This window comes from Mesorhizobium sp. WSM4829 (genome assembly GCF_055811475.1).
Map to the genome: position 1 here is coordinate 79945 of NZ_JBVVQJ010000012.1, position 20416 is coordinate 100360.

Consider the following 20416-nt stretch of genomic DNA (forward strand, 5'->3'; position numbering starts at 1 on the left):
CATGGCCAAACTCCGGCCACTGCCGAAGCCTACATGGCGCCGGCTTCGTCCTCGAAACCATCGTCTCCGCCTTCGGAACCACCATTCTCGAGGAACTTTTCCGCAATCAGCCCGGCATTCTGCCGTAGTGCCAATTCGATTTCGCGCGCCGTGTCGGGATTGTCGCGCAGGAACAGTTTTGCATTCTCGCGGCCCTGGCCGAGACGCTGCGAATTGTAGGAGAACCAGGCGCCCGACTTTTCGACCACGCCGGCCTTGACGCCGAGGTCGACCAGCTCGCCGGTCTTGGACACGCCCTCGCCATACATGATATCGAACTCGACCACCTTGAAGGGCGGCGCCAGCTTGTTCTTGACCACCTTGACGCGAGTCTGGTTGCCGACGACCTCGTCGCGGTCCTTGACCGAGCCGATGCGGCGAATGTCGAGGCGCACCGAAGCGTAGAATTTCAGCGCGTTGCCGCCGGTCGTGGTCTCGGGCGAACCGAACATGACGCCGATCTTCATGCGGATCTGGTTGATGAAGATGACCATGGTGTTGGAGCGCGAGATCGAGGCGGTCAGCTTGCGCAGCGCCTGGCTCATCAGCCGGGCCTGCAGGCCGGGCAGCGAATCGCCCATCTCGCCTTCGATTTCGGCGCGCGGCGTCAGCGCCGCGACCGAATCGACCACCAGCACGTCGATGGCGCCGGAACGCACCAGCGTGTCGCAGATCTCCAGCGCCTGCTCGCCGGTATCGGGCTGCGAGATCAAGAGGTTTTCGAGGTCGACGCCGAGCTTGCGGGCATAGACCGGGTCGAGCGCGTGCTCGGCATCGACGAAGGCGCAGATGCCGCCCTTCTTCTGGGCCTCCGCCACAGTGTGCAGCGCCAGCGTCGTCTTGCCTGAGCTTTCCGGCCCGTAGATCTCGATGATGCGGCCGCGCGGCAGGCCGCCGACGCCGAGCGCGATGTCGAGGCCAAGCGAACCGGTCGGCACCGTTTCGATCTCGACGACCTGCTCGTTTGCGCCGAGCCGCATGATCGAGCCCTTGCCGAAAGCACGCTCGATTTGCGACAGCGCCGCATCCAGAGCCTTTGATTTGTCCACCGTTTTGTCCTCTACAAGCCGCAAAGAATTCTGAGCCATGATACATCACCCCTTGGTCGTCAATGAAGGCCGGACAATCCGTAATCCCTATCAATTTGTACCTTTTTTGTTCTCGATTGGCAAGGGGATACAACCGATTGAAAAACCAACAATATCCGGATTTGTTCTTTTTTTGTTTCGTGTTTTCACCCAGGATGCATCCCGGGTTCACCCGCAGGATTCTGCAAGGCATCTTCCGAATCGCGCCTCCGGTTGCCGGGTTCCGCCGGACAACCTAGTCTCCTCCCGGCAGCAGCAAAGGTCATCTCACTGGGCATGATGAAGTCGCCGACGATCCTGGCAGTAGGCGGCGCCTATATCGAGCGGCGCGGCCAGGTTTCGGGCGCCTTCGTGCCGGCGGCGTCGAACCCCGGCACGATGCGCGAGGAAGTCGGCGGCGCCGTCTTCAATGCGCTGCGCTGCGCCGTGCGCCGCGGCGTCTCCGGCTCGCTGCTTTCGGTTCGCGGCGGCGATGTTCTGGCCGAGACGGTTTCACGCGCCATTGCTGTGGCGGGGATTGCCGATCTGTCGGTGGTGTTCCTAGATCGCACGACGCCGAGCAACACGACGATATTCGACGGCGACGGCGCGCTGATCGTCGGTCTTGCCGACATGGCGCTCTACGACCTGGCGCTTGCCAAGCAGATCCGCCGTGCCAAGGTGCGCGAGGCAATCAGCACCGCCGATGCAGTCCTTTGCGACGCAAACCTGCCGTCGGCGGCGCTCGAGCGGCTGGTGACGCTTGCAGCCGACAAGCCGGTGTTTGCACTTGCCGTTTCGCCCAGCAAGGCGGCGCGGCTGACGCTGGTGCTTGAGTTTCTGGCGATGGCCTTCATGAACCGGCACGAGGCCGGCGCGCTTACCGGCGCCGACGTCGATGCCGACGAGCGTGGCATTGTCGACGGCCTAAGACGCGCCGGCCTGAAAAGCGGCGTGGTCACCGCTGGTGACGGTCCGGTGCTGGGTTTCGACGCGGCCGGCGCCTTCTCGATCCTGCCACCGAAAAAAGTCACGGTCGGCGCCGCCGATGCGCTGGCGGGCGCGACGATGGCCGCCCTGCTGCGCGGCCTGACGCTGCGCGCAGCGTTGCGCGAAGGCGTTGCCGCAGCAATGCTCGCCGTCGAGAGCGCCACCTTCGCCAGCGCTATCTTTGCCGAGGCGCTGACATTCGTATCCGAGGCGCGCGACCTGGCATGAACCCCGGATGTTGGCGCCGCCCCTCAACCCCCTGCCGGGACCTTCTCCCCGTCAAGGACGGGGAGAAGGGGCTTGGCCGCAACGCCGGCGGCCCCCTCTCCCCGTCCTTCACGGGGGAGAGGGTAAGGGTGAGGGGCAGCGCCGACCTGAAACGATTATCTTAAACTGAGCGGCTAGCGGACACAGCTATTTGCCGGCCCGCAGCCCCGCTTCATAGGCCCGCCGCGCCCAGACCGCCATCTCATCCGGATCGTCGAAGGCGCTGTCGGGAACGCTCCAATACGGCATCGACACCAGCTTGCCGTGCCGCGACCCCGTATAGGTCCATTGCCGGCAGCCGGCCGCCTCGAATTCGGGCGCGCTTTCCGCATCGGCTTTCAGCATCAATTCGTCACGAATGACGATGGCGACGATCACGCCGTCGAAATAGATGCCCTTGCCGCCGAACATCTTGCGAATGCTGACCGGTCCGAGGCCTTCGAAAAGTTCGGCAATGCGTTCATTGTCCATGCCGCGATCATGTCACCCGGATTTCCCCTTGTCATCGCCGCAGCCGGCACCATCCTGACAAGTTGAAAGCCAATTTCGTCGGAGTTTTTCATGCCGCTTCTGCTCAAAGGGTCCTGCCGGTGCAATGCCGTCCGCTTCGAGGTGGAAAGCCACACGCCGGTGCCGTTCATGCTGTGCTACTGCTCGATCTGCCGCAAGCAGCAGGGCGGCGGTGGCTTTGCCATCAATCTCGGTGCCGATTTCGAGACGCTGAAAATCAAGGGCAGGCGCCATCTTGGCGTCTACCAGGCCGAGATCGAGGACGACGAGCATCCGCAATGCGAGATCTCGTCAGGCGAGCGGAATTTCTGCAAAAAATGTGGTTCGGCACTGTGGCTCTATGACCGGACCTGGCCGGAACTGGTCCACCCCTTCGCCTCGGCGATCGACACAGACCTGCCGAAACCGCCTGAAAAGGTGCACCTCATGCTGAAATACAAGGCGAACTGGGTCGAGCCCGTGATCGGCAAGGGCGACAAGGTCTTCGACGTCTATCCCGAGGAATCGATCGCAGGCTGGCACAAGCGGACGGGAATGTGGGTGGATTAGCATTTCTTCGCCCGTTTACGGCAGGGCAATCGCACGTGGGTAAGTGCCCCCTCACCCGGATTGCCAACCGAATTGCGAAGGGCAATTCGGGGCAATCCGACCTCTCCCCGAGGGGAGAGGAGGTCGCCAGCGGTGATGCCAACCTCTTCTCCCCAGCGGGGAGAAGGTGGCCCGAAGGGCCGGATGAGGGGGACACGGGGAGAAGGGAAGATCAGGCCGACGCGCGCGCTTCGGCCAGGGCCTTCAGATCGGCCGGCTTGAGCTCCACCGATTCGCCGCAGCCGCAGGCCGAGCTCTGGTTCGGGTTGCGGAAGGTGAAGCCGGTGCGCAGCGTCGTCTGCTCGAAATCCATCTCGGTGCCGAACAGGAAAAGCGCTGCCTCAGGCGCGACATAGACATGGGCGCCGTCGCGCTCGATATGATCGTCCTTGGTGTTGGGCTCGGTCACCAGATCGACCGTATATTCCATGCCGGCGCAGCCGCCCTTCTTGATGCCAAGGCGAATGCCATGCGCATTCTCACGGGTCGCGACGATCTCGCGCACCCGATCGGCAGCCTTTTCGGTCATCGTGATGACGGCGAAGCGTCCCATTCTTTTTCTCCGCGTTCGCGCAGGTTCAAGGCCTGCGGAATGAGTCTTCACCTAAAATGGTGAAGTTTTCTGCCTGGCGCAAGTGCGCCTCAATACCAGCCCACCGCGACCTGCGCCTCTTCCGACATGCGATCGGGCGACCAGGGCGGATCGAAGGTCATGTTGACCTCGACGCCGGACACGCCTTCGACGGCGCCGACGGCATTTTCCACCCAGCCCGGCATTTCGCCGGCCACCGGGCAGCCGGGCGCGGTCAGCGTCATGTCGATCTTGACCGAACGGTCGTCCTCGATGTCAATCTTGTAGATCAGGCCGAGCTCGTAGATGTCGGCCGGGATTTCCGGATCATAGACCGTCTTCAGCGCCGAGACGATGTCGTCGGTCAGCCGCGCCAGTTCGTCGACGGGAATGGCCGAGGCGGAAACCAGACCGTTGGCAGTCGTCTCCGAAGAGGTCTCAGCGGTGCGGCCTGCATCATCCATGATCGTCACCCAAAAAACTTTCGCGCCTTTTCGAGCGCATCGGCCAAAGCGTCGACTTCGGCCCTGGTATTATACATGCCGAACGATGCCCTGCATGTGGAGGTTACGCCGAAACGTTTCAACAGCGGCTGGGCGCAATGGGTGCCGGCACGGACGGCGACGCCTTGCCTGTCGATCACCATCGACACGTCGTGGGCATGAATGCCCTGCAGCTCGAAGGAGATGATGGCGCCCTTGTCCGGCGCGTCGCCGAAGATGCGCAGCGAATTGATAGCGCGCAGCCGCTGATGGGCATAATCCTTCAGATCGGCCTCGTGGGCGGCGATGCGCTCGCGGCCGATCTTTTCCATGTATTCGAGTGCCGCGCCCAGCCCGATCGCCTGGACGATCGGCGGCGTGCCGGCCTCGAAGCGGTGCGGCGGATCGTTGTAGGTGACGATGTCTTGCGTCACCTCCTCGATCATCTCGCCGCCGCCCATGAACGGGCGCATGCACTCCAGCATGTCCTTCTTGCCATAGAGCACGCCGATGCCCGAGGGCCCATAGACCTTGTGGCCGGTGAAGACGAAGAAATCGCAGTCGAGATCCTGCACGTCGATCGGCATGTGCACGGCGCTCTGGCTGCCGTCGACCAGCACCGGTATGCCGCGCGCATGCGCGATGCGGACGATCTCCTTGATCGGCGTCACCGTGCCCAGCGCATTCGACATGTGCGTGATGGCGACCAGTTTTGTGCGGTCGCTCAGCCGTTTCTCGAACTCCTCGATGTGGAAGATGCCGAGATCGTCGACCGGCACCCAGACCAGCTTCGCGCCCTGGCGCTCGCGGATGAAATGCCACGGCACGATGTTGGAATGGTGCTCCATGATCGACAGGACTATTTCATCGCCCTCGCCGATATTGGGCATGCCATAACCATAGGCAACGGTGTTGATCGCCGCGGTCGTGTTCGAGGTGAAGACGATGTTGTCGGTGCTTGGCGCGTTGAGGAATCTTTGCACTATCTTGCGCGCGTTCTCAAAGGCGTCGGTCGAGGCATTCGACAGGAAATGCAGCCCGCGATGGACATTGGCATATTCCTGGGCGTAGGCGTGCTGGATGGCGTCGAGCACGGCCTGCGGCTTCTGCGCCGAGGCGCCATTGTCGAGATAGACCAGCGGTTTGCCGTAGACTTGCCGCGACAGGATCGGAAAGTCGCGGCGGATCGCCTCGACGTCGTAGGGGATGTTTTCGACTTTCTGGTCCATCACCAATTCATCGCCTCATTCTGTCGCCCACCCCTCATCCGACCGAGCTTCGCTCGGCCACCTTCTCCCACAAGGGGAGAAGGAAGATCGCCTAACCTTCTCCCCTTGTGGGAGAAGGTGGATTGGCGCGCAGCGCCAAGACGGATGAGGGGTGTTCGCCGAAGCGAACCCAATTGCCTCAACCGTGCGCCGCGAACCAGCCGTCGAGCCTCGTTTCCAGCGCCTCGACGATCGCCTCGTCGTCGAGTTCCTCGATCACCTCGGCGACGAACGCCTTGACCAGCAGGCCACGGGCCGACTTCTCGTCGATGCCGCGCGCCATCAGGTAGAACAAATGGCTATGGTCGATCTCGGTGACGGTGGCGCCGTGGCCGCAGACGACGTCGTCGGCGAAGATTTCGAGCTCAGGCTTGGTCGAGAACTCGCCGTCATCCGACAAGAGCAGCGTGTTGCAGGCCATCTTGGCGTTGGTCTTCTGCGCGTATTGGTGGACGTTGATGCGCCCCTGGAAGACGCCGCGCGCTCTTCCCGTCACCACGTTGCGGATCACTTCCGTCGAAGCCGTGTGCGGCACCGCATGGTCGAGCACCATGGTCACGTCGGTATGGGTGTCACCGGCAAGCAGGTTGATGCCGCGCAGCGTGAAATCGGCACCTTCGCCGGTCGTTCTGACCACGATCTCCTGGCGCACCAGCTTGCCGCCGGCATTCATCACGAACAGCGTCAGCTTCGCATTCTTGCCGAGATGCGCCTTGAACTGGGCAAGATGCGTCGCCGTATCCGGCTGCTCCTGCACGATCAGCCAGGTCACCTCGGCGCCCTCGTCAAGCAGAAGCTGGCTGACCGAACTGACGAGTGCGGCGCCCTCGCCCGCCTGGCGCTCGACGATCACGGCCTTGGCGCCAGCGCCGACGCGGACGCTGAGGCGCACATGCGTCTGGCCGCCGGCCTGCAGGTTCTGCAGTTCGATCGGCTTGTCCAACTCGGTGCCGTCGGCAATGTCGACAAAATAACCGTCGGCAACGAAAGCGGTGTTCAGCGCGCCGATGGCATCGTCGGCGCCATAGAGATCGAGGCCCGGTGCGATGCTGCCGTCGGTCAGCTTCTCCGACAGGCGCTGCACGGCGATGCCCTCGATTTCAGGCATTTTCGCACTCGACACGCCGTTGAGCACCGGCAGGACAGCGGATCCTTCGACGACAGGCGCAATGGCTTTTGGGGCGGCTGCGGGATCGAAATCCGGAACCGAAGTCAACAGGCGGCGCAGGTCGGTGTAGTGCCAGGATTCGATGCGCCGCGTCGGCAGGCCGCTCTTGATCGCCTCGATGGCGTCGTCGCGCTTCAGCATCACCGTGCCGTCGCCGGGCAGCAACGACAGCCGGTCGCTGAAGGCGTCGATCAGCGCCGTTTCGGCCGGCGTTCGCTGGGGTGTCGTATGTATATTCATCGGTCTCGCCTTGTTTGGCTTGCCTTCTTGGCCTTCTGGCATCTCACGCAGCTTGGCCGATCACGCCGGCATAGCCGTTGGCCTCGAGGTCGAGCGCCAGCGACTTGTCGCCCGACTTGACCACCTGGCCTCTGTACAGCACGTGCACACTATCCGGCACGATGTACTGAAGCAGGCGCTGGTAGTGGGTGATGATGACGATGGCGCGGTCCGGCGCGCGCAACGCGTTGACGCCTTCCGAAACGATCTTCAGCGCATCGATGTCGAGGCCGGAATCGGTCTCGTCGAGCACACAGAGTTTTGGCGCCAGAAGCTTCATCTGCAGGATCTCGGCGCGCTTCTTCTCGCCGCCGGAAAAGCCGACATTGAGCGGCCGCTTCAGCATCGCCATGTCCATGTCAAGCAAGGCAGCGGCGTCCTTCACGCGCTTCAGGAATTCCGGGATCTTCAGCGGCTCCTCGCCGCGCGCCTTGCGCTGCTCGTTCATCGCCACTTTCAGGAATTCCATCGTCGCCACACCCGGTATCTCCATCGGATACTGGAAGGCGAGAAAAATGCCTGATGTGGCGCGCTCGGCCGGGTCCATCTCGAGGATCGACTGGCCGTTGTAGAGGATGTCGCCTTCGGTCACCTCATAATCCTCGCGCCCGGCGAGGATGTAGGACAGCGTCGATTTTCCCGAGCCGTTCGGCCCCATGATGGCGGCGACCTCGCCGGCTTTCACCATCAGGTTCAGGCCGCGGATGATCTCGGTGCCGTCATCGACGATGCGAGCATGCAAATTTCTGATTTCAAGCATTTTCTCTTTTCCTGAAAATTTTCGGTCCGGTCAGCCGACCGAGCCCTCGAGGCTGATCCCAATCAGCTTCTGCGCCTCGACCGCGAATTCCATCGGCAGTTGCTGGATGACGTCCTTGACGAAGCCGTTGACGATCAGCGCGATCGCCTCTTCTTCGGGAATGCCGCGCTGCATGACGTAGAATTTCTGGTCCTCGGAAATCTTCGACGTCGTCGCCTCATGCTCGAACTGCGCCGTTGCGTTCTTGGCTTCCATGTAGGGCACGGTGTGCGCGCCGCACTGGTCGCCGATCAGCAGCGAGTCGCAGTTGGTGAAGTTGCGGGCGTTGGTCGCCTTGCGGTGCGCCGAGACCTGGCCGCGATAGGTGTTCTGCGAGAAGCCGGCGGCGATGCCCTTGGAGATGATGCGGCTCGACGTGTTCTTGCCGAGATGGATCATCTTGGTGCCGCTGTCGACCTGCTGAAAACCGTTCGACACGGCGATCGAATAGAACTCGCCGCTGGAATCGTCGCCGCGCAGGATGCAGCTCGGATATTTCCAGGTGATCGCCGAGCCGGTCTCGACCTGCGTCCACGAAATCTTCGAGCGGTGGCCGCGGCAGTCGCCACGCTTGGTGACGAAATTGTAGATGCCGCCCTTGCCCTCGGCGTCGCCGGGGTACCAGTTCTGCACCGTCGAGTATTTGATCTCGGCATCGTCGAGCGCGATCAGTTCGACAACCGCAGCGTGAAGCTGGTTCTCGTCGCGCTGCGGCGCCGTGCAGCCTTCGAGATAGGAGACGTAGGCCCCTTCCTCGGCGATGATCAGCGTGCGCTCGAACTGGCCGGTGTTCTTCTCGTTCATGCGGAAATAGGTCGACAGCTCCATCGGGCAGCGCACGCCCTTGGGCACGAAGACGAAAGAACCGTCGGTGAACACCGCCGAATTCAGCGTGGCGTAGAAATTGTCCGAGGTCGGCACGACCGAGCCGAGATATTTTTTTACCAGTTCCGGGTGCTCGCGGATGGCTTCCGAGATCGAGCAGAAGATGACGCCGGCCTGCGCCAGCTCCTTCTTGAAGGTGGTAACGACGGACACGGAATCGAACACGGCGTCGACGGCGACGCGGCCCGACTTGTAGACATTGTCGCTGGCTTCCTCGAGTTCCGACGCGTCGGTCTTCTGCACACCGGCGAGGATCTCCTGTTCCCTCAGCGGGATGCCGAGCTTTTCATAGACCCTCAACAGTTCGGGGTCGACGTCGCTCAGCGATGTCGGTCCTGGCGTGCTCTTGGGCGCCGCATAATAGTAGAGGTCCTGGAAATCGATCTTTGGATAGTGGACGCGCGCCCATTTCGGCTCGTCCAGCGTCACCCAGCGCCGATACGCTTCCAGACGCCATTCCAGCATCCAGGACGGCTCGTCCTTCTTCGCCGAAATGAAGCGGATAATGTCTTCACTCAGGCCCTTTGGGGCCTTGTCCATCGCGATTTCGGTCTGGAATCCGTATTTGTATTGGTCGACGTCGATCTTTCGAACCCGATCGATCGTGTCCTGCACAGCAGGCATCAGCGTTCTCCATCCACGCCGGGGTCAAGGCCCGGCAGTTTTCAAACTATGGCACCGCGAAACGAGCGCCTTAAGGCAACCGACGCAGCGTAAGTTCCATATAGTGCGTCCCTGCCGGGAATTCACCCGGCCACCATGAAACGCACGGCTCTACCAGGCCAAAAAGCCTGCGTTTGTTTGCCGCGCTCAGGCGGCCTCTTCCCTGCCTGCGCGGCGTGAGGCAATGCCTGCCAGCGCAGTGCGGAACAGTTCGATGTCCTGCGCGCTCGTTGCGTGGCCGATGGACACGCGCAAAGCGCCAAGGCTGTCATTGTATCCCATGGCTTTCAGCACATGGCTCGGGCCGACCTTGCCCGACGAACAGGCGGAACCGGCCGACAGCGCCACGCCGGCGAGGTCGAAGGCGATCTGCGCCGTCTCGGCCTTGATGCCCGCAATAGCGAAGAATGTCGTGTTGGCAAGCCTCGGCGCGCCGGTTCCCAAGATTTCAGCATCCGGCACCAGCGTTTTCACGATGGCCTCGATCTCGTCGCGGCGGCTGCCGACGTCGTCGATGCGCTTCAATCCGATCAGGGCTTCGCGCGCCGCTGCGCCAAAACCGGCGATCGCGGCTAGGTTTTCAGTGCCGCCGCGATGACCCTTTTCCTGGCCACCGCCTGATATCAAGGGCCTGGGCATCATCAGGTCCGAGGCGGCGATAATGGCGCCAACGCCCTTGGGACCGCCGATCTTGTGCGAAGACAGAATCAAGTAATCGGCATAACCCGCTGACATGTCGAGCGGAATGCGACCGGCAGCCTGCACGGCGTCGACGACCAGGATGCCGCCCGCCGCCTTGACGATTTCGGCGATGCGCCCGACCGGCTGGATGACGCCGGTCTCGTTGTTGGCGGCATGGATCGCCACCAGCGGCAGGCCGTCCGCCTTGTCGTGACGGCCAAGTGCCGCCGCCAGCGCGTCCAGCCTGACAATGCCGTCGGCGTCGACGCCGATGCGTGTTACCCGGGCTGCCGGAAAACGCCCGCCATTCAGCACACAAGGATGATCGGCTTCGCAGACATAGAGCCGGCTCACGCGGACAGCGCCGCGCCCCATCTGCCAATCCGGCGTCAGCAGCGTCGAGGCGGCTTCCGTCGCACCGGAGGTGAACACGACATGCTCGGCGCCGGCGTTGACCAGCAGCGCCACATCGCGCCTTGCATTCTCGATCAGCCGTCGTGCGGCACGACCTTCGGCATGGACCGATGACGGGTTGGCGGCAGTATCGAGCGCGGCAATCATTGCCGTGCGCGCCGCGGCAAGCAGCGGCGCGCTGGCATTGTAGTCGAGATAGGCGCGTCTTCCGGCCATTTTCGTTTCGATCGGTCCCTTCAAGAGCCATTCCGCGAGGATAGCGCGTTATTTCCTTGAAATTGCAAGGCAAGCCGTCCTATTTACGCGACTTGCGGCGTGGATGGCCGAACCACGACGTTTTGGCCACCCAGTTTTGAACAATTCTAAACTAGCTTCTAAGAAGACGCTCGCCCTGCGTCAAGGCCATAGGAAGAGTTGTTCCGGGCGCCGCGCACTTATGCCATGTGGAGTATTTTATGCCTGAGGTCATTTTCACCGGTCCGGCCGGCCGCCTGGAGGGTCGCTACCAGCCTTCCAAGGAAAAGAGCGCGCCGATCGCCATCATCCTGCACCCGCACCCACAGTTCGGCGGCACGATGAACAACAAGATCGTCTACGACCTCTTCTACATGTTCCAGAAGCGGGATTTCACCACGCTGCGCTTCAATTTCCGCGGCATCGGCCGCAGCCAGGGCGAATTCGACCACGGCACCGGCGAATTGTCGGATGCGGCGGCGGCACTTGACTGGGTGCAGTCGCTGCATCCGGATTCCAAGAGCTGCTGGGTCGCCGGCTATTCGTTCGGCTCGTGGATCGGCATGCAGCTTCTGATGCGCCGGCCGGAGATCGAAGGCTTCATCTCGATCGCGCCGCAGCCCAACACCTATGATTTCTCGTTCCTGGCGCCCTGCCCGTCGTCCGGCCTCATCATCCATGGCGACGCCGACAAGGTCGCGCCGCCAAAGGACGTGCAAGGGCTGGTCGACAAGCTGCACACGCAAAAGGGCATCACCATCACCCAAAAGACCTTGCCCGGCGCCAACCATTTCTTCTCCAACGATGCGGACCTCCTGCTCCAGGAATGCGCCGACTATCTCGATCGCCGTCTGGCAGGCGAGTTGTCCGACCCGCGGCCGAAACGGTTGAGATAGGCCGAACAGCGAAGATATCTCCGGCATCTCGCGTCGGGCTCTGTCGCAGGATATGGCATTCGATTCGAAGCCGTGCGGCGCCGTTACAGCGGTCAGGTGGAAAAACCGGATTCCCCTTTTGCTGACCGCGCTTGGATGCTAAACGCCCGCGTTCACGCATGCCACGCCCGATCCGCTTCGGTTGGGCGCTTTCGGGAAAGAAAAAATGTCCGCCTTCAAATCCGATTTCCTGCGCGTAATGAGCGAGCGTGGTTTCATCCACCAGATTTCGGATGATGCCGGCCTCGACCAGCTTTTCGCCAGGGAAACGGTGACCGCCTATGTCGGCTACGATGCCACCGCGACCAGCCTGCATATCGGCAATCTGATTTCCGCGACCATGCTCTACTGGCTGCAGGAGACCGGCCACCGGCCGATCGCACTGATGGGCGGCGGCACTTCGATGATCGGCGATCCTTCCTTCCGCGACGACCAGCGCAAGCTTTTGACGCCTGAGGCCATCGCCACTAACATCGAGGGCATCAAGCGCATCTTCGGCCGCATCCTGCGTTTCGGCGACGGTCCAAACGACGCGATCATGGTTAACAATGCCGACTGGCTGATGAAGCTCAACTATGTCGAGTTCCTGCGCGATGTCGGCCGGCATTTTTCGGTCAACCGCATGCTGACCTTCGACAGCGTCAAGCTGAGGCTCGAGCGCGAGCAATCGCTCTCCTTCCTCGAATTCAACTACATGATCCTGCAGGGCTATGATTTCGTCGAGCTCAGCCGTCGCTATGGCTGCCGCCTGCAGATGGGCGGATCGGACCAGTGGGGCAATATCATCAACGGCGTCGATCTCGGACACCGCATGGGCACGCCGCAGCTTTATGCCCTGACCACACCGCTGCTGACGACGTCGTCAGGCGCCAAGATGGGCAAATCGGCGAAGGGCGCGGTCTGGCTGAACGGCGACCTCTACTCGCCCTATGATTTCTGGCAGTACTGGCGCAACACCGAGGACGCCGACGTCACGCGCTTCCTCAAGATTTTCACCCGCCTGCCGCTCGGCGAGATCGCGCGGCTCGCGGCGCTTGGCGGCTCCGAGATCAACGAGGCCAAAAAGGTCCTGGCCACTGAAACGACGGCTATCGTGCATGGCCGCGCGGTGGCCGAGCAAGCCGAGGAAACCGCGCGCAAGACGTTTGAAGAAGGCGCGCTGGCCGAAACGCTGCCGACCGTCGAGGTCGGCAAGGCCGATCTGGAAAGCGGCGTCGGCATATTGTCGCTGTTCGTCACCGCCGGGCTTGCCGCGTCCAACGGCGAGGCGCGGCGACACGTCCAGGGCGGCGCGGTGCGGTTGAACGACCAGTCCGTGTCCGACGATCGCCGGCTGGTGACACTTGAGGATCTAGGTCCGGAACAGGTCGTAAAGCTGTCGCTCGGCAAGAAAAAACACGTTCTGGTGCGGCCGGTCTGACCGGCCGGCTCGGACGCGCCATGTGTGGACGTTCCTGGACAGCGCGCGTATCGAACCCGCATCTTGCTACCAAAAGTTGCGCGGAACAAACCGCGCAACTTTGTTGCTTTCGGAGTTCACGCCGGCTGCGTCGGGACCGCGGGAGCAGCCTCCAATTCGTTAAACCGCCCATGGACTTCGATATCATCAAGAAGTCCCATCCACAGCGACACACATAACCCAACCATCACGAGGAGGAACGGCGCGGCCGCGACAATGGATGCAGTCTGGAGTCCAGCCAAGCCGCCCATCACCAGCAAGACACAAGCAGAGGCTCCGGCCAAAATGCCCCACAGAACCACGATCCCGGATCTTGGGTGAAGGGTTCCGCGCGAAGAGAGCATTCCCATGACAACGGAAGCCGCGTCAGCTCCCGAAACGAAGAATATTGCAACCAGGAACATCGCAAGGGTCGATGTCAGCGTGGTGGCCGGATATTGGGCAAGAAGCGCGAACAGCGATACTGGAGCGCCTTTTTCGTTGACGGCTTCGACAAGACCGCCCAATCCCATCAGTTCCGAGTGAAGCGCAGTTCCGCCCATGACGGTGAACCAAAAGAAGGTAACAGCGCTGGGGATGAGCAGCACGCCAACGATAAACTCGCGGATCGTGCGGCCCCGAGAGATTCGAGCTATGAAAACGCCGACAAAGGGAGCCCAGGATATCCACCAGGCCCAATAGAAGATGGTCCAGCTGCCAAGCCACTTTCCGTCGCTGAATGCTGCCGTGCGGAACGACATCGAGACCAGGTCGCTGAGGTAATAGCCAAGCGATTCGATCAGCGTGTCGAATATGAACACGGTCGGTCCAATGATCGCCAGAAAGAGCAGGAGCAGCAGAGCAATGACCATGTTCAGGTTGCTCAGGAATTGCACGCCCTTGCCGACACCGGAAACCGCCGACAGGATGAACAGAACGGTCAATGCCGCGATAATCGTCAGTGCGATTGTTGCGGACTCGCCGGTATTCCAGAGGAAGTTCATTCCGCTGTTGATCTGCTGAGCGCCAAGTCCCAACGAAGTGGCCGTTCCAAACAGTGTCGCGATGATTGCGAGGACGTCGATCGCCCGGCCGATCGGGCCGTGGATGCGGCTGCCGAGCAGAGGCTGGAAGGCACTCGACATCAAAGTCGGCAGGTTGCGCCTGTAGCTGAAGTACGCAAGCGCCAATCCAACAACCGCGTAGATCGCCCACGGGTGCAGCGCCCAATGGAAATAGGCGTATTGCATTGCCACGACCGCGGCCTCCCTCGACTGCGGCTCCGCCATTCCGTGCGGTGGCGCGCCAAAATGGAAGACCGGTTCGGCCACGCCCCAAAACATCAGGCCGATGCCCATGCCGACGCTGAACATCATGCAGACCCATGACACGGTCGAAAATTCAGGCTTTTCGTCATCTCGCCCGAGCTTGATCTTGCCGAACCTGCCAACCGCCAGGAAAACAGCGAACATCAGGAAGAAAGCCGTCGAAACGACAAACATCCAGCCGAATGTCTTGATGATTGTATTCAAAGTCGCTGTCGCCACTGTGGCGAGACTGTCAGGAGCGAGGCCGCCCCAAAGCACAAAGCCGCCAGCTATGATGACAGCCGGCCAAAATACGCCGGAGTCTACACTCCGGGTGCCTGTTACGGACATCCGCTCACTCCCATTTTTGCGTGGAACATCGTGCGCGGCCGGCTTTTCAAGCATTTTCTGGCTGGAACGACAGAGCGGTTCGCGTGGTAAAACTGATTGAATGACGCTGCGTTAGCTGGCTCAATCGCGACTTCGTTGCGACCCAGTTCCGACACATTCGAAAGGTTGTCAAAGGTGGTGCCGATGCGCGGGCCGCGCAGCACGCCATTAGCCCGCTTCAGATAGCCGGCGCCCTTGATCAGCCACATGCCCAAATTGCTGGATTTGGCAGCCCAGGAAGGATAGGCTTGGTTTTTGGTTCAGGCGATGGAACAGAGACTAGCCGCAATTCTGGCTGCCGATATGGCGGGCTACAGTCGGCTAATGGAGGCCGACGAATCCGGCACGCTCGCACGCCTTCGGACCCATCGCATAGAACTGGTCGATCCCGCCATCGCGAAGAACAAGGGCCGGATCATCAAGACCACCGGAGACGGCATGCTCGTTGAGTTCCAGAGCGTGACCGATGCCGTGAAATGCGCCGTGGAAATCCAACAACGCATGAAACGGCGCAATTCGGATGTGCCGCAAGAACGGCGTATCGAATTCAGGATCGGCATAAATCTCGGCGACATCATTTTCGACGATGACGACATTTTCGGCGACGGCGTCAATATTGCCTCGCGCATCGAGCAACTCGCCGACGTCGGCGGTATCTGCGTGACCGCAGCGGTGGCGACCCAAATTGCCGACCGTCTCGAAATTGCCATGGAGGATTTGGGCGAGAAGACGTTAAAGAACATCAGCCGCCCGGTTCGCCTCTATCGCATTGGGCTTGACAGTCCTGTCCTGCCAGAAGTCGAGGCAAAGCGATCCATCTCGAAACCTTCGATAGTGGTGCTGCCATTCACCAACATGAGCGGCGACCCCGAGCAGGAATTTTTCGCGGACGGACTGACCGAGGACATCATCACCGAACTATCCCGCCACCATGAGCTGTTCGTCATCTCGCGCAATTCCAGCTTCGTCTACAAGAACCGCGCCGTGAATGTGCGCGAGTTGGCCGAGAAACTAGACGTCCAATACCTGGTGGAGGGAAGCGTTCGCAAGATCGGCGACAGGGTGCGGGTGACGGTTCAGCTCATCGACACGGCGAATGACGCTCATATTTGGGCAGACAAATATGACCGGAAGCTGGACGACATCTTCGCGATTCAGGATGAGGTGACCGCGGCGATCGCAGCCACGCTGCCCGGTCGTGTCGAGGCGGCTCAGCGGGACCAGCTCGCGCGGGCGAAACCCGCAAACATGGCCGCGTATGAATGTGTGCTTGCCGCCAAGGTGCTGCATCACAAAAGCACGATTGCGGATAATGAACGCGCGCAAACCTTGATAAACAGGGCCGTCGCGCTCGACCCCGATTATGCCCATGCCCATGCCTGGCGCGCCTGCATTCTTGGCCAGGCTTGGGTCTATAACTGGTGCAAAGACCGGGATGCCGTTTGGAACGACATCATGGCAGCGCTGGACAGGGCGCTGGCGCTGGACGACAACGATGCCGATGTCCACCGCATCCTCGCCGCAGTGAACGTCAACAACAATGAGCTGACCACAGCGCGCTACCATCAAGAGCGGGCGCTGGCCCTCAATCCCAATTACGACCTCGTGGTGGTGCAGCAAGGCGAGTTGTTGACGTGGCTGGGGAGGCCGGAAGAGGGAATTGAATGGATCCGCAAGGCAATGCAGTTGAATCCGCACCACCCGGAGAGGTTCTGGAGCCATCTGGGAAAGGCGCGTTTCGCCGCGCGCCAGTATGGCGAGGCGATCGAAGCTTTCATGCATCTGTCAACCATGGACTCGGTTCAGCATGCTTTCGCCGCTGCCTGCTACGGCTGGCTCGGCGACGAAATCGCCGCCGCGGCGCATCTACGCAAGGTCAAGACGCTCGATCCCCAATTCGACCTCGATTCATTTATCGCCACCCTGCACTATGCCCAAGAGTCTGATGTGCAGCACGTCCGCGAGGGACTGCTGAAAGCCGGTATTGCCCACCTGTAGCCAGCCCGTAACTACGAACCAGATCCAATCGGGGCTCGAAGTGATTGAGCTTTCACCTTACCGATACTCGAAGATCGACCTGAAAATTCCGGGCGCGATCACCGACAGCGGATTGACGTCCAGTTTGGGCTTGTTGGCATTGCCCCTGAGCCGGTAGGTCACGCCGATGAGGCCGCGATCGCGGCCATTGCCGAGCAGCGCGCCGAACAGCGGCAGTTCGCCAAAGATGCGGTTGATGCCGTAGACCGGCATGAAGGTGCCGGTCATGTCCATGTTGTTGTTCTTGTCATAGAGCGTGCCCTGGAAGGTGGTGCCGATCCGCGGGCCGCGCAGCACGCCATTGGCCAGCTTCAGATAGCCGGCGCCCTTTTCGATCTCGGAAAAGCCGCGCTCGAATTTTACTCTCGACGTGTCGATATTGGCTTTGACGGCTTCGTTGAGGCTGCGGCTGTCACCCGCCGGCGTCGTCGATACCAGCGAGGCGAGTTTCGGCTCGTTGACCACGAAGAAATCACGCGAGTCGACCTGGCCCTTCATCGGCCCATCGCTTGCCCCGGCGAGTGCCAGGGTGATCGAGCCGCCCTCCATATGCTCGTAGATGTTGAGGAACCGCAGGATGGCGCCGGCATCGGCCGACCGGACGTTGAGGGCGCGCTTGCCGGCGCCGGTCGTATTGCTGATGCTGATGGCAGCACCCGAACTTGCCGTGGCGCTCACCTTGAGCCCATTCACCCTCGAGCCGGCGGCGCTGTAGTCGAGCTTCAGGTTCGACAGCGTCTCGTTGTGGAAGCCGGTCAGCGAATTGACGTCGGCGCTGACCGAAATCGCGTCGGAACCTGTGGCCTTGGTCGCGGTGTCGACATCGGACGTGAATTGCTTGATCAGCGAGCGCGCGTCCAGCGCGCTGCCGCTGATGTCGATCGCGTAGCCTTTGCCCGATCGTTTCACCGAAACGGCAACGTTGTCTCCCCGGTTCAACTTGACGTTGCTGAACCGCGCCGATGACAGGGCGCCGTTGACCAGCACCACGCCGCCATCGATCGAAAAAGTCTTTCCATTCAGGTCGAAGTCGGACAGCGTCGTGGTGTCGCCGGATTTGGCCATGGCAAATGTGACATTGGCTGGAATGCCGGGGCCCTTGCTCCAGCCTGCCCAGGGAATGTCCAGCCTGGCATTGGTCAGGTCCGCCGAGACAGTCTGGTTGCCCGTGTTGCCCGTGCCACCCTTGTCGATCTCAACCTTGACGGTTCCGGAAAGCAGCTCCGACAGGCCAGGCATGGCGGCGGCACGTATCTTGTCGTCGAGCGTCAGCGCCACTTTTCGGCTGCGTGGCGGTCCGCCATCCCTGAGCGGTTCGATCAGGTCGAGTTCGGCTGGAATGCCATTGAGCAGCGCCTTGGCTGATATCACCGCCTTCTCGGGTTCGACCGTGATCGAACCGTCCGCGTCGGTCACCGTCTGGTCTTCGAATGGCTTGCCCAGCGACAGGTCCTTGTAATCGAGCGTCACCAGCCAATCGAGTTTCGAGCTGTCGACGCCGCGCTGCAGCGGAATGTCCGCCTTGACGTGGCCGGTCACCGTGCCGGACAGGTCTTCCGGCAGCAGCCCGACACGGCGCATGCCGTTGATCGGCTCGTAGGAAGCGAGCTCGGCGATCGCGGACGCCTCCCCGGCAACATCGATATCGAGCGCGCCGATCACCGGCGGGCGGTTCGCCGCCTTGACCGTCATCGTGCCGTTGCTTGCCGCGACAGTGCGGCCGCTGGCCATATAGACGTTGCCCGAGGACAAGGCGATGTCGACGTCATTGCCGTGGAATTCGACGACGCCGACGGCATCGCGTATCGGCGGGATGTGACCGGCTGTATCGAAGCGCGATCCCTCGACCTGGAAACGGCCGAATACCTCATCTGATGAAAGCGGGATGCCGTTGCCAAGGCGCCCGGGCACGACCTGGAACTGCAGGCTGGCGTCGACGACACGGCCGCCGAACAGGTTTTTCAACACCCACAGGCGAGCGTTTCGCGCCGCAAACCAGGGCCACAACTGCTTGACATGCGAGACCGGCATGTCGTGGACGTTGAAGGCTACAGATATGCCCGGCACCTTTCCCTCGGGGAATTCGACCGAAGCCGTGCCCAGCGCCTCGCTGTCGGACCCGGACCGGATCCCGATTTGCTCGGCCACCAGCTTGCGGCTGCGGGTCTGGTAGACGCCGGCCACCCGGGCGATGAAATCGAGCGCGGGTTCGGAGGATTCCGAGGGCGCCAGTGTCGAGCCGTCGCTGGTCAGGTCGTAGCGATAGGACGGCTCCTCGCCTGCTGTTCCGGTCGCCGGCTTCGGCCCGATCGAACCGGCGAACTCGAATGTCGAGCGACCGGTCCTCACTTGCAGCCGGTCCACCTGGACCTTGTTGGCGCCGGCGACAAGCGTCGCAGCGAGATCGACATCGGCTGGAAGCGAGCCACGCGTGCCAAGATCGAGCACGGCACCGGCGAACGACAACGAGGCCGTCAGCCGCGACGCGTTGTCGCCGGATCCTTCCGATCCCGCCAGCTTCAAGGCAATCGCGCCAAGCGTCCCGCCCGGCGCTGTCGCAGCCTGGTCAAGCTGCGCTATCTCGACGCTGGCATCCAACGCCGTCACGCGCCGCGTCGTCGCATCACGGCTGGCCGAGGCGGCGATGGTGAGTGCCCTGCCGTCGACAGAAGCGTCGGATGAAAACTCCATGCCGCCCGGCCCCGACTGCGCAACGGTAGCATCCGCGATCCTGACCAGTTTGACCAACCCGGCCTCGGGCGGAACGAGGTCGACATTGCGCAGCTCGATCCGGCGCATCTGCTCCTCGCGCACCGCATCGAGCGCGTGACCGATGCTGGCAAAGACCGTGCCGGCCAGCTTGTCCGGGTCGATGAGGCCGTCGTCATTGCGCAGCGCCGCCGTCCAGTCGCCACCCGACGGCAGCGCCGACATCACGATGCGCGCGTCGGAAATCCTGGCACTGGTAAGCCGCACCTCGCCCGAAAGCAGCGGTATCAGCCTTACGCCGAAGCGGACACGCCCGGCATCGGCCATCGGCATGCCGTCGGCGGTCTTGAGGCTGACGTCGCTGACCTGCAGCGCAATGAAGCTCGATCCGTCGAGCGTGAGACGGGCCGGCCCGACCGCAACGTCGAGGTCGACGCCGGCCAATTTCTCGATGGCCGTTTCCGCCTCGGCCCGCAGCCGCTCGGTGCCGAAGCCGGACATGCCGATCGCATAGACAGCGGCGGTGGCCAGCAGCACAAGGGCCAAAAGGCCGGCAAACAGCCGCGCAAGAATACCAACGCCGCGGCCCTGGCCGAGCGGCGGTATGCGGCACGCGGACGGGAAGGCCCCCAGGTCGGTGATTTCATCACGCCTGAATCTGATCTTCTCGTGCTGCGGCTGCTCCTGATTCACAC

At 61.9% G+C, this 20416-nt stretch carries 17 protein-coding genes; 5 read left to right on the plus strand and 12 right to left on the minus strand.

Annotation, left to right across the window (positions count from 1 at the left end; genetic code table 11):
• Positions 1 to 29 precede the first annotated feature (29 nt).
• A complete protein-coding gene (gene recA / locus AC0L17_RS14190) occupies positions 30 to 1127 on the minus strand; it encodes a recombinase RecA (RefSeq protein ID WP_023798282.1) in 1098 nt (365 codons plus the stop codon).
• A 276-nt stretch (positions 1128 to 1403) separates the two neighbouring features.
• On the opposite strand from recA, the gene AC0L17_RS14195 reads away from it, so the two are divergent.
• A complete protein-coding gene (locus AC0L17_RS14195; protein WP_473516281.1) occupies positions 1404 to 2324 on the plus strand; it encodes a carbohydrate kinase family protein in 921 nt (306 codons plus the stop codon).
• Positions 2325 to 2510: 186 nt separating this feature from the next.
• On the opposite strand, the gene AC0L17_RS14200 is transcribed toward AC0L17_RS14195, so the two are convergent.
• Entirely contained in the window at positions 2511 to 2834 is a 324-nt protein-coding gene (locus tag AC0L17_RS14200) for a TfoX/Sxy family protein (RefSeq protein ID WP_023798284.1), read from the minus strand.
• Between the two features lie 90 nt (positions 2835 to 2924).
• On the opposite strand from AC0L17_RS14200, the gene AC0L17_RS14205 reads away from it, so the two are divergent.
• The gene (locus AC0L17_RS14205) at positions 2925 to 3422 is read left to right on the plus strand and encodes a GFA family protein (RefSeq protein ID WP_473516282.1); all 498 of its coding nucleotides are present in this window, start codon (positions 2925 to 2927) and stop codon (positions 3420 to 3422) included.
• 211 nt (positions 3423 to 3633) lie between these two features.
• On the opposite strand, the gene sufA is transcribed toward AC0L17_RS14205, so the two are convergent.
• From sufA to AC0L17_RS14240, 7 genes are all read right to left on the minus strand, one after another.
• Positions 3634 to 4014 (minus strand): Fe-S cluster assembly scaffold SufA, encoded by a 381-nt coding sequence (sufA, locus tag AC0L17_RS14210; protein WP_006206001.1) that lies wholly within the window; start codon positions 4012 to 4014, stop codon positions 3634 to 3636.
• Positions 4015 to 4103: 89 nt separating this feature from the next.
• On the minus strand, positions 4104 to 4496 hold the full coding sequence (locus tag AC0L17_RS14215; RefSeq protein WP_292550630.1) for an SUF system Fe-S cluster assembly protein: 393 nt from the start codon (positions 4494 to 4496) through the stop codon (positions 4104 to 4106).
• Between the two features lie 5 nt (positions 4497 to 4501).
• Positions 4502 to 5743 carry a cysteine desulfurase gene (locus AC0L17_RS14220; protein ID WP_473516283.1) on the minus strand — a complete coding sequence of 414 codons (1242 nt, stop codon included), beginning with the start codon at positions 5741 to 5743 and terminating at the stop codon, positions 4502 to 4504.
• A gap of 178 nt (positions 5744 to 5921) precedes the next feature.
• Positions 5922 to 7190: a Fe-S cluster assembly protein SufD gene (gene sufD / locus AC0L17_RS14225; protein WP_473516284.1), complete on the minus strand. Its 1269-nt coding sequence runs from the start codon at positions 7188 to 7190 to the stop codon at positions 5922 to 5924.
• 43 nt (positions 7191 to 7233) lie between these two features.
• Positions 7234 to 7989, minus strand: coding sequence for a Fe-S cluster assembly ATPase SufC (sufC, locus tag AC0L17_RS14230; protein ID WP_473516285.1), 756 nt, complete (start codon positions 7987 to 7989; stop codon positions 7234 to 7236).
• Positions 7990 to 8019: 30 nt separating this feature from the next.
• Positions 8020 to 9537 carry a Fe-S cluster assembly protein SufB gene (gene sufB, locus AC0L17_RS14235; protein ID WP_473516286.1) on the minus strand — a complete coding sequence of 506 codons (1518 nt, stop codon included), beginning with the start codon at positions 9535 to 9537 and terminating at the stop codon, positions 8020 to 8022.
• Positions 9538 to 9723: 186 nt separating this feature from the next.
• Positions 9724 to 10887: a cysteine desulfurase family protein gene (locus AC0L17_RS14240; RefSeq protein WP_473516287.1), complete on the minus strand. Its 1164-nt coding sequence runs from the start codon at positions 10885 to 10887 to the stop codon at positions 9724 to 9726.
• Between the two features lie 239 nt (positions 10888 to 11126).
• Between AC0L17_RS14240 and AC0L17_RS14245 the strand changes: the two genes are divergently transcribed.
• Together AC0L17_RS14245 and tyrS are read left to right on the plus strand one after the other, a co-directional pair.
• Complete coding sequence (locus tag AC0L17_RS14245) at positions 11127 to 11801, plus strand: alpha/beta hydrolase (RefSeq protein ID WP_027154148.1); 675 nt, start codon at positions 11127 to 11129, stop codon at positions 11799 to 11801.
• Positions 11802 to 12006: 205 nt separating this feature from the next.
• Positions 12007 to 13260 (plus strand): tyrosine--tRNA ligase, encoded by a 1254-nt coding sequence (gene tyrS / locus AC0L17_RS14250; protein ID WP_473516288.1) that lies wholly within the window; start codon positions 12007 to 12009, stop codon positions 13258 to 13260.
• 116 nt (positions 13261 to 13376) lie between these two features.
• Here tyrS and AC0L17_RS14255 read toward each other — a convergent pair whose 3' ends face one another.
• Together AC0L17_RS14255 and AC0L17_RS14260 are read right to left on the minus strand one after the other, a co-directional pair.
• Positions 13377 to 14936, minus strand: a complete 1560-nt coding sequence (locus tag AC0L17_RS14255; RefSeq protein ID WP_473516340.1) for a BCCT family transporter — start codon at positions 14934 to 14936, stop codon at positions 13377 to 13379.
• Complete coding sequence (locus AC0L17_RS14260; protein WP_473516289.1) at positions 14927 to 15184, minus strand: hypothetical protein; 258 nt, start codon at positions 15182 to 15184, stop codon at positions 14927 to 14929. Before AC0L17_RS14260 ends, AC0L17_RS14255 begins: the two co-directional genes overlap by 10 nt.
• Before the next feature lie 58 nt (positions 15185 to 15242).
• Between AC0L17_RS14260 and AC0L17_RS14265 the strand changes: the two genes are divergently transcribed.
• On the plus strand, positions 15243 to 16973 hold the full coding sequence (locus tag AC0L17_RS14265; protein WP_473516341.1) for an adenylate/guanylate cyclase domain-containing protein: 1731 nt from the start codon (positions 15243 to 15245) through the stop codon (positions 16971 to 16973).
• Positions 16974 to 17030: 57 nt separating this feature from the next.
• On the opposite strand, the gene AC0L17_RS14270 is transcribed toward AC0L17_RS14265, so the two are convergent.
• Positions 17031 to 20414 (minus strand): hypothetical protein, encoded by a 3384-nt coding sequence (locus tag AC0L17_RS14270; RefSeq protein ID WP_473516290.1) that lies wholly within the window; start codon positions 20412 to 20414, stop codon positions 17031 to 17033.
• Positions 20415 to 20416: the final 2 nt, after the last annotated feature.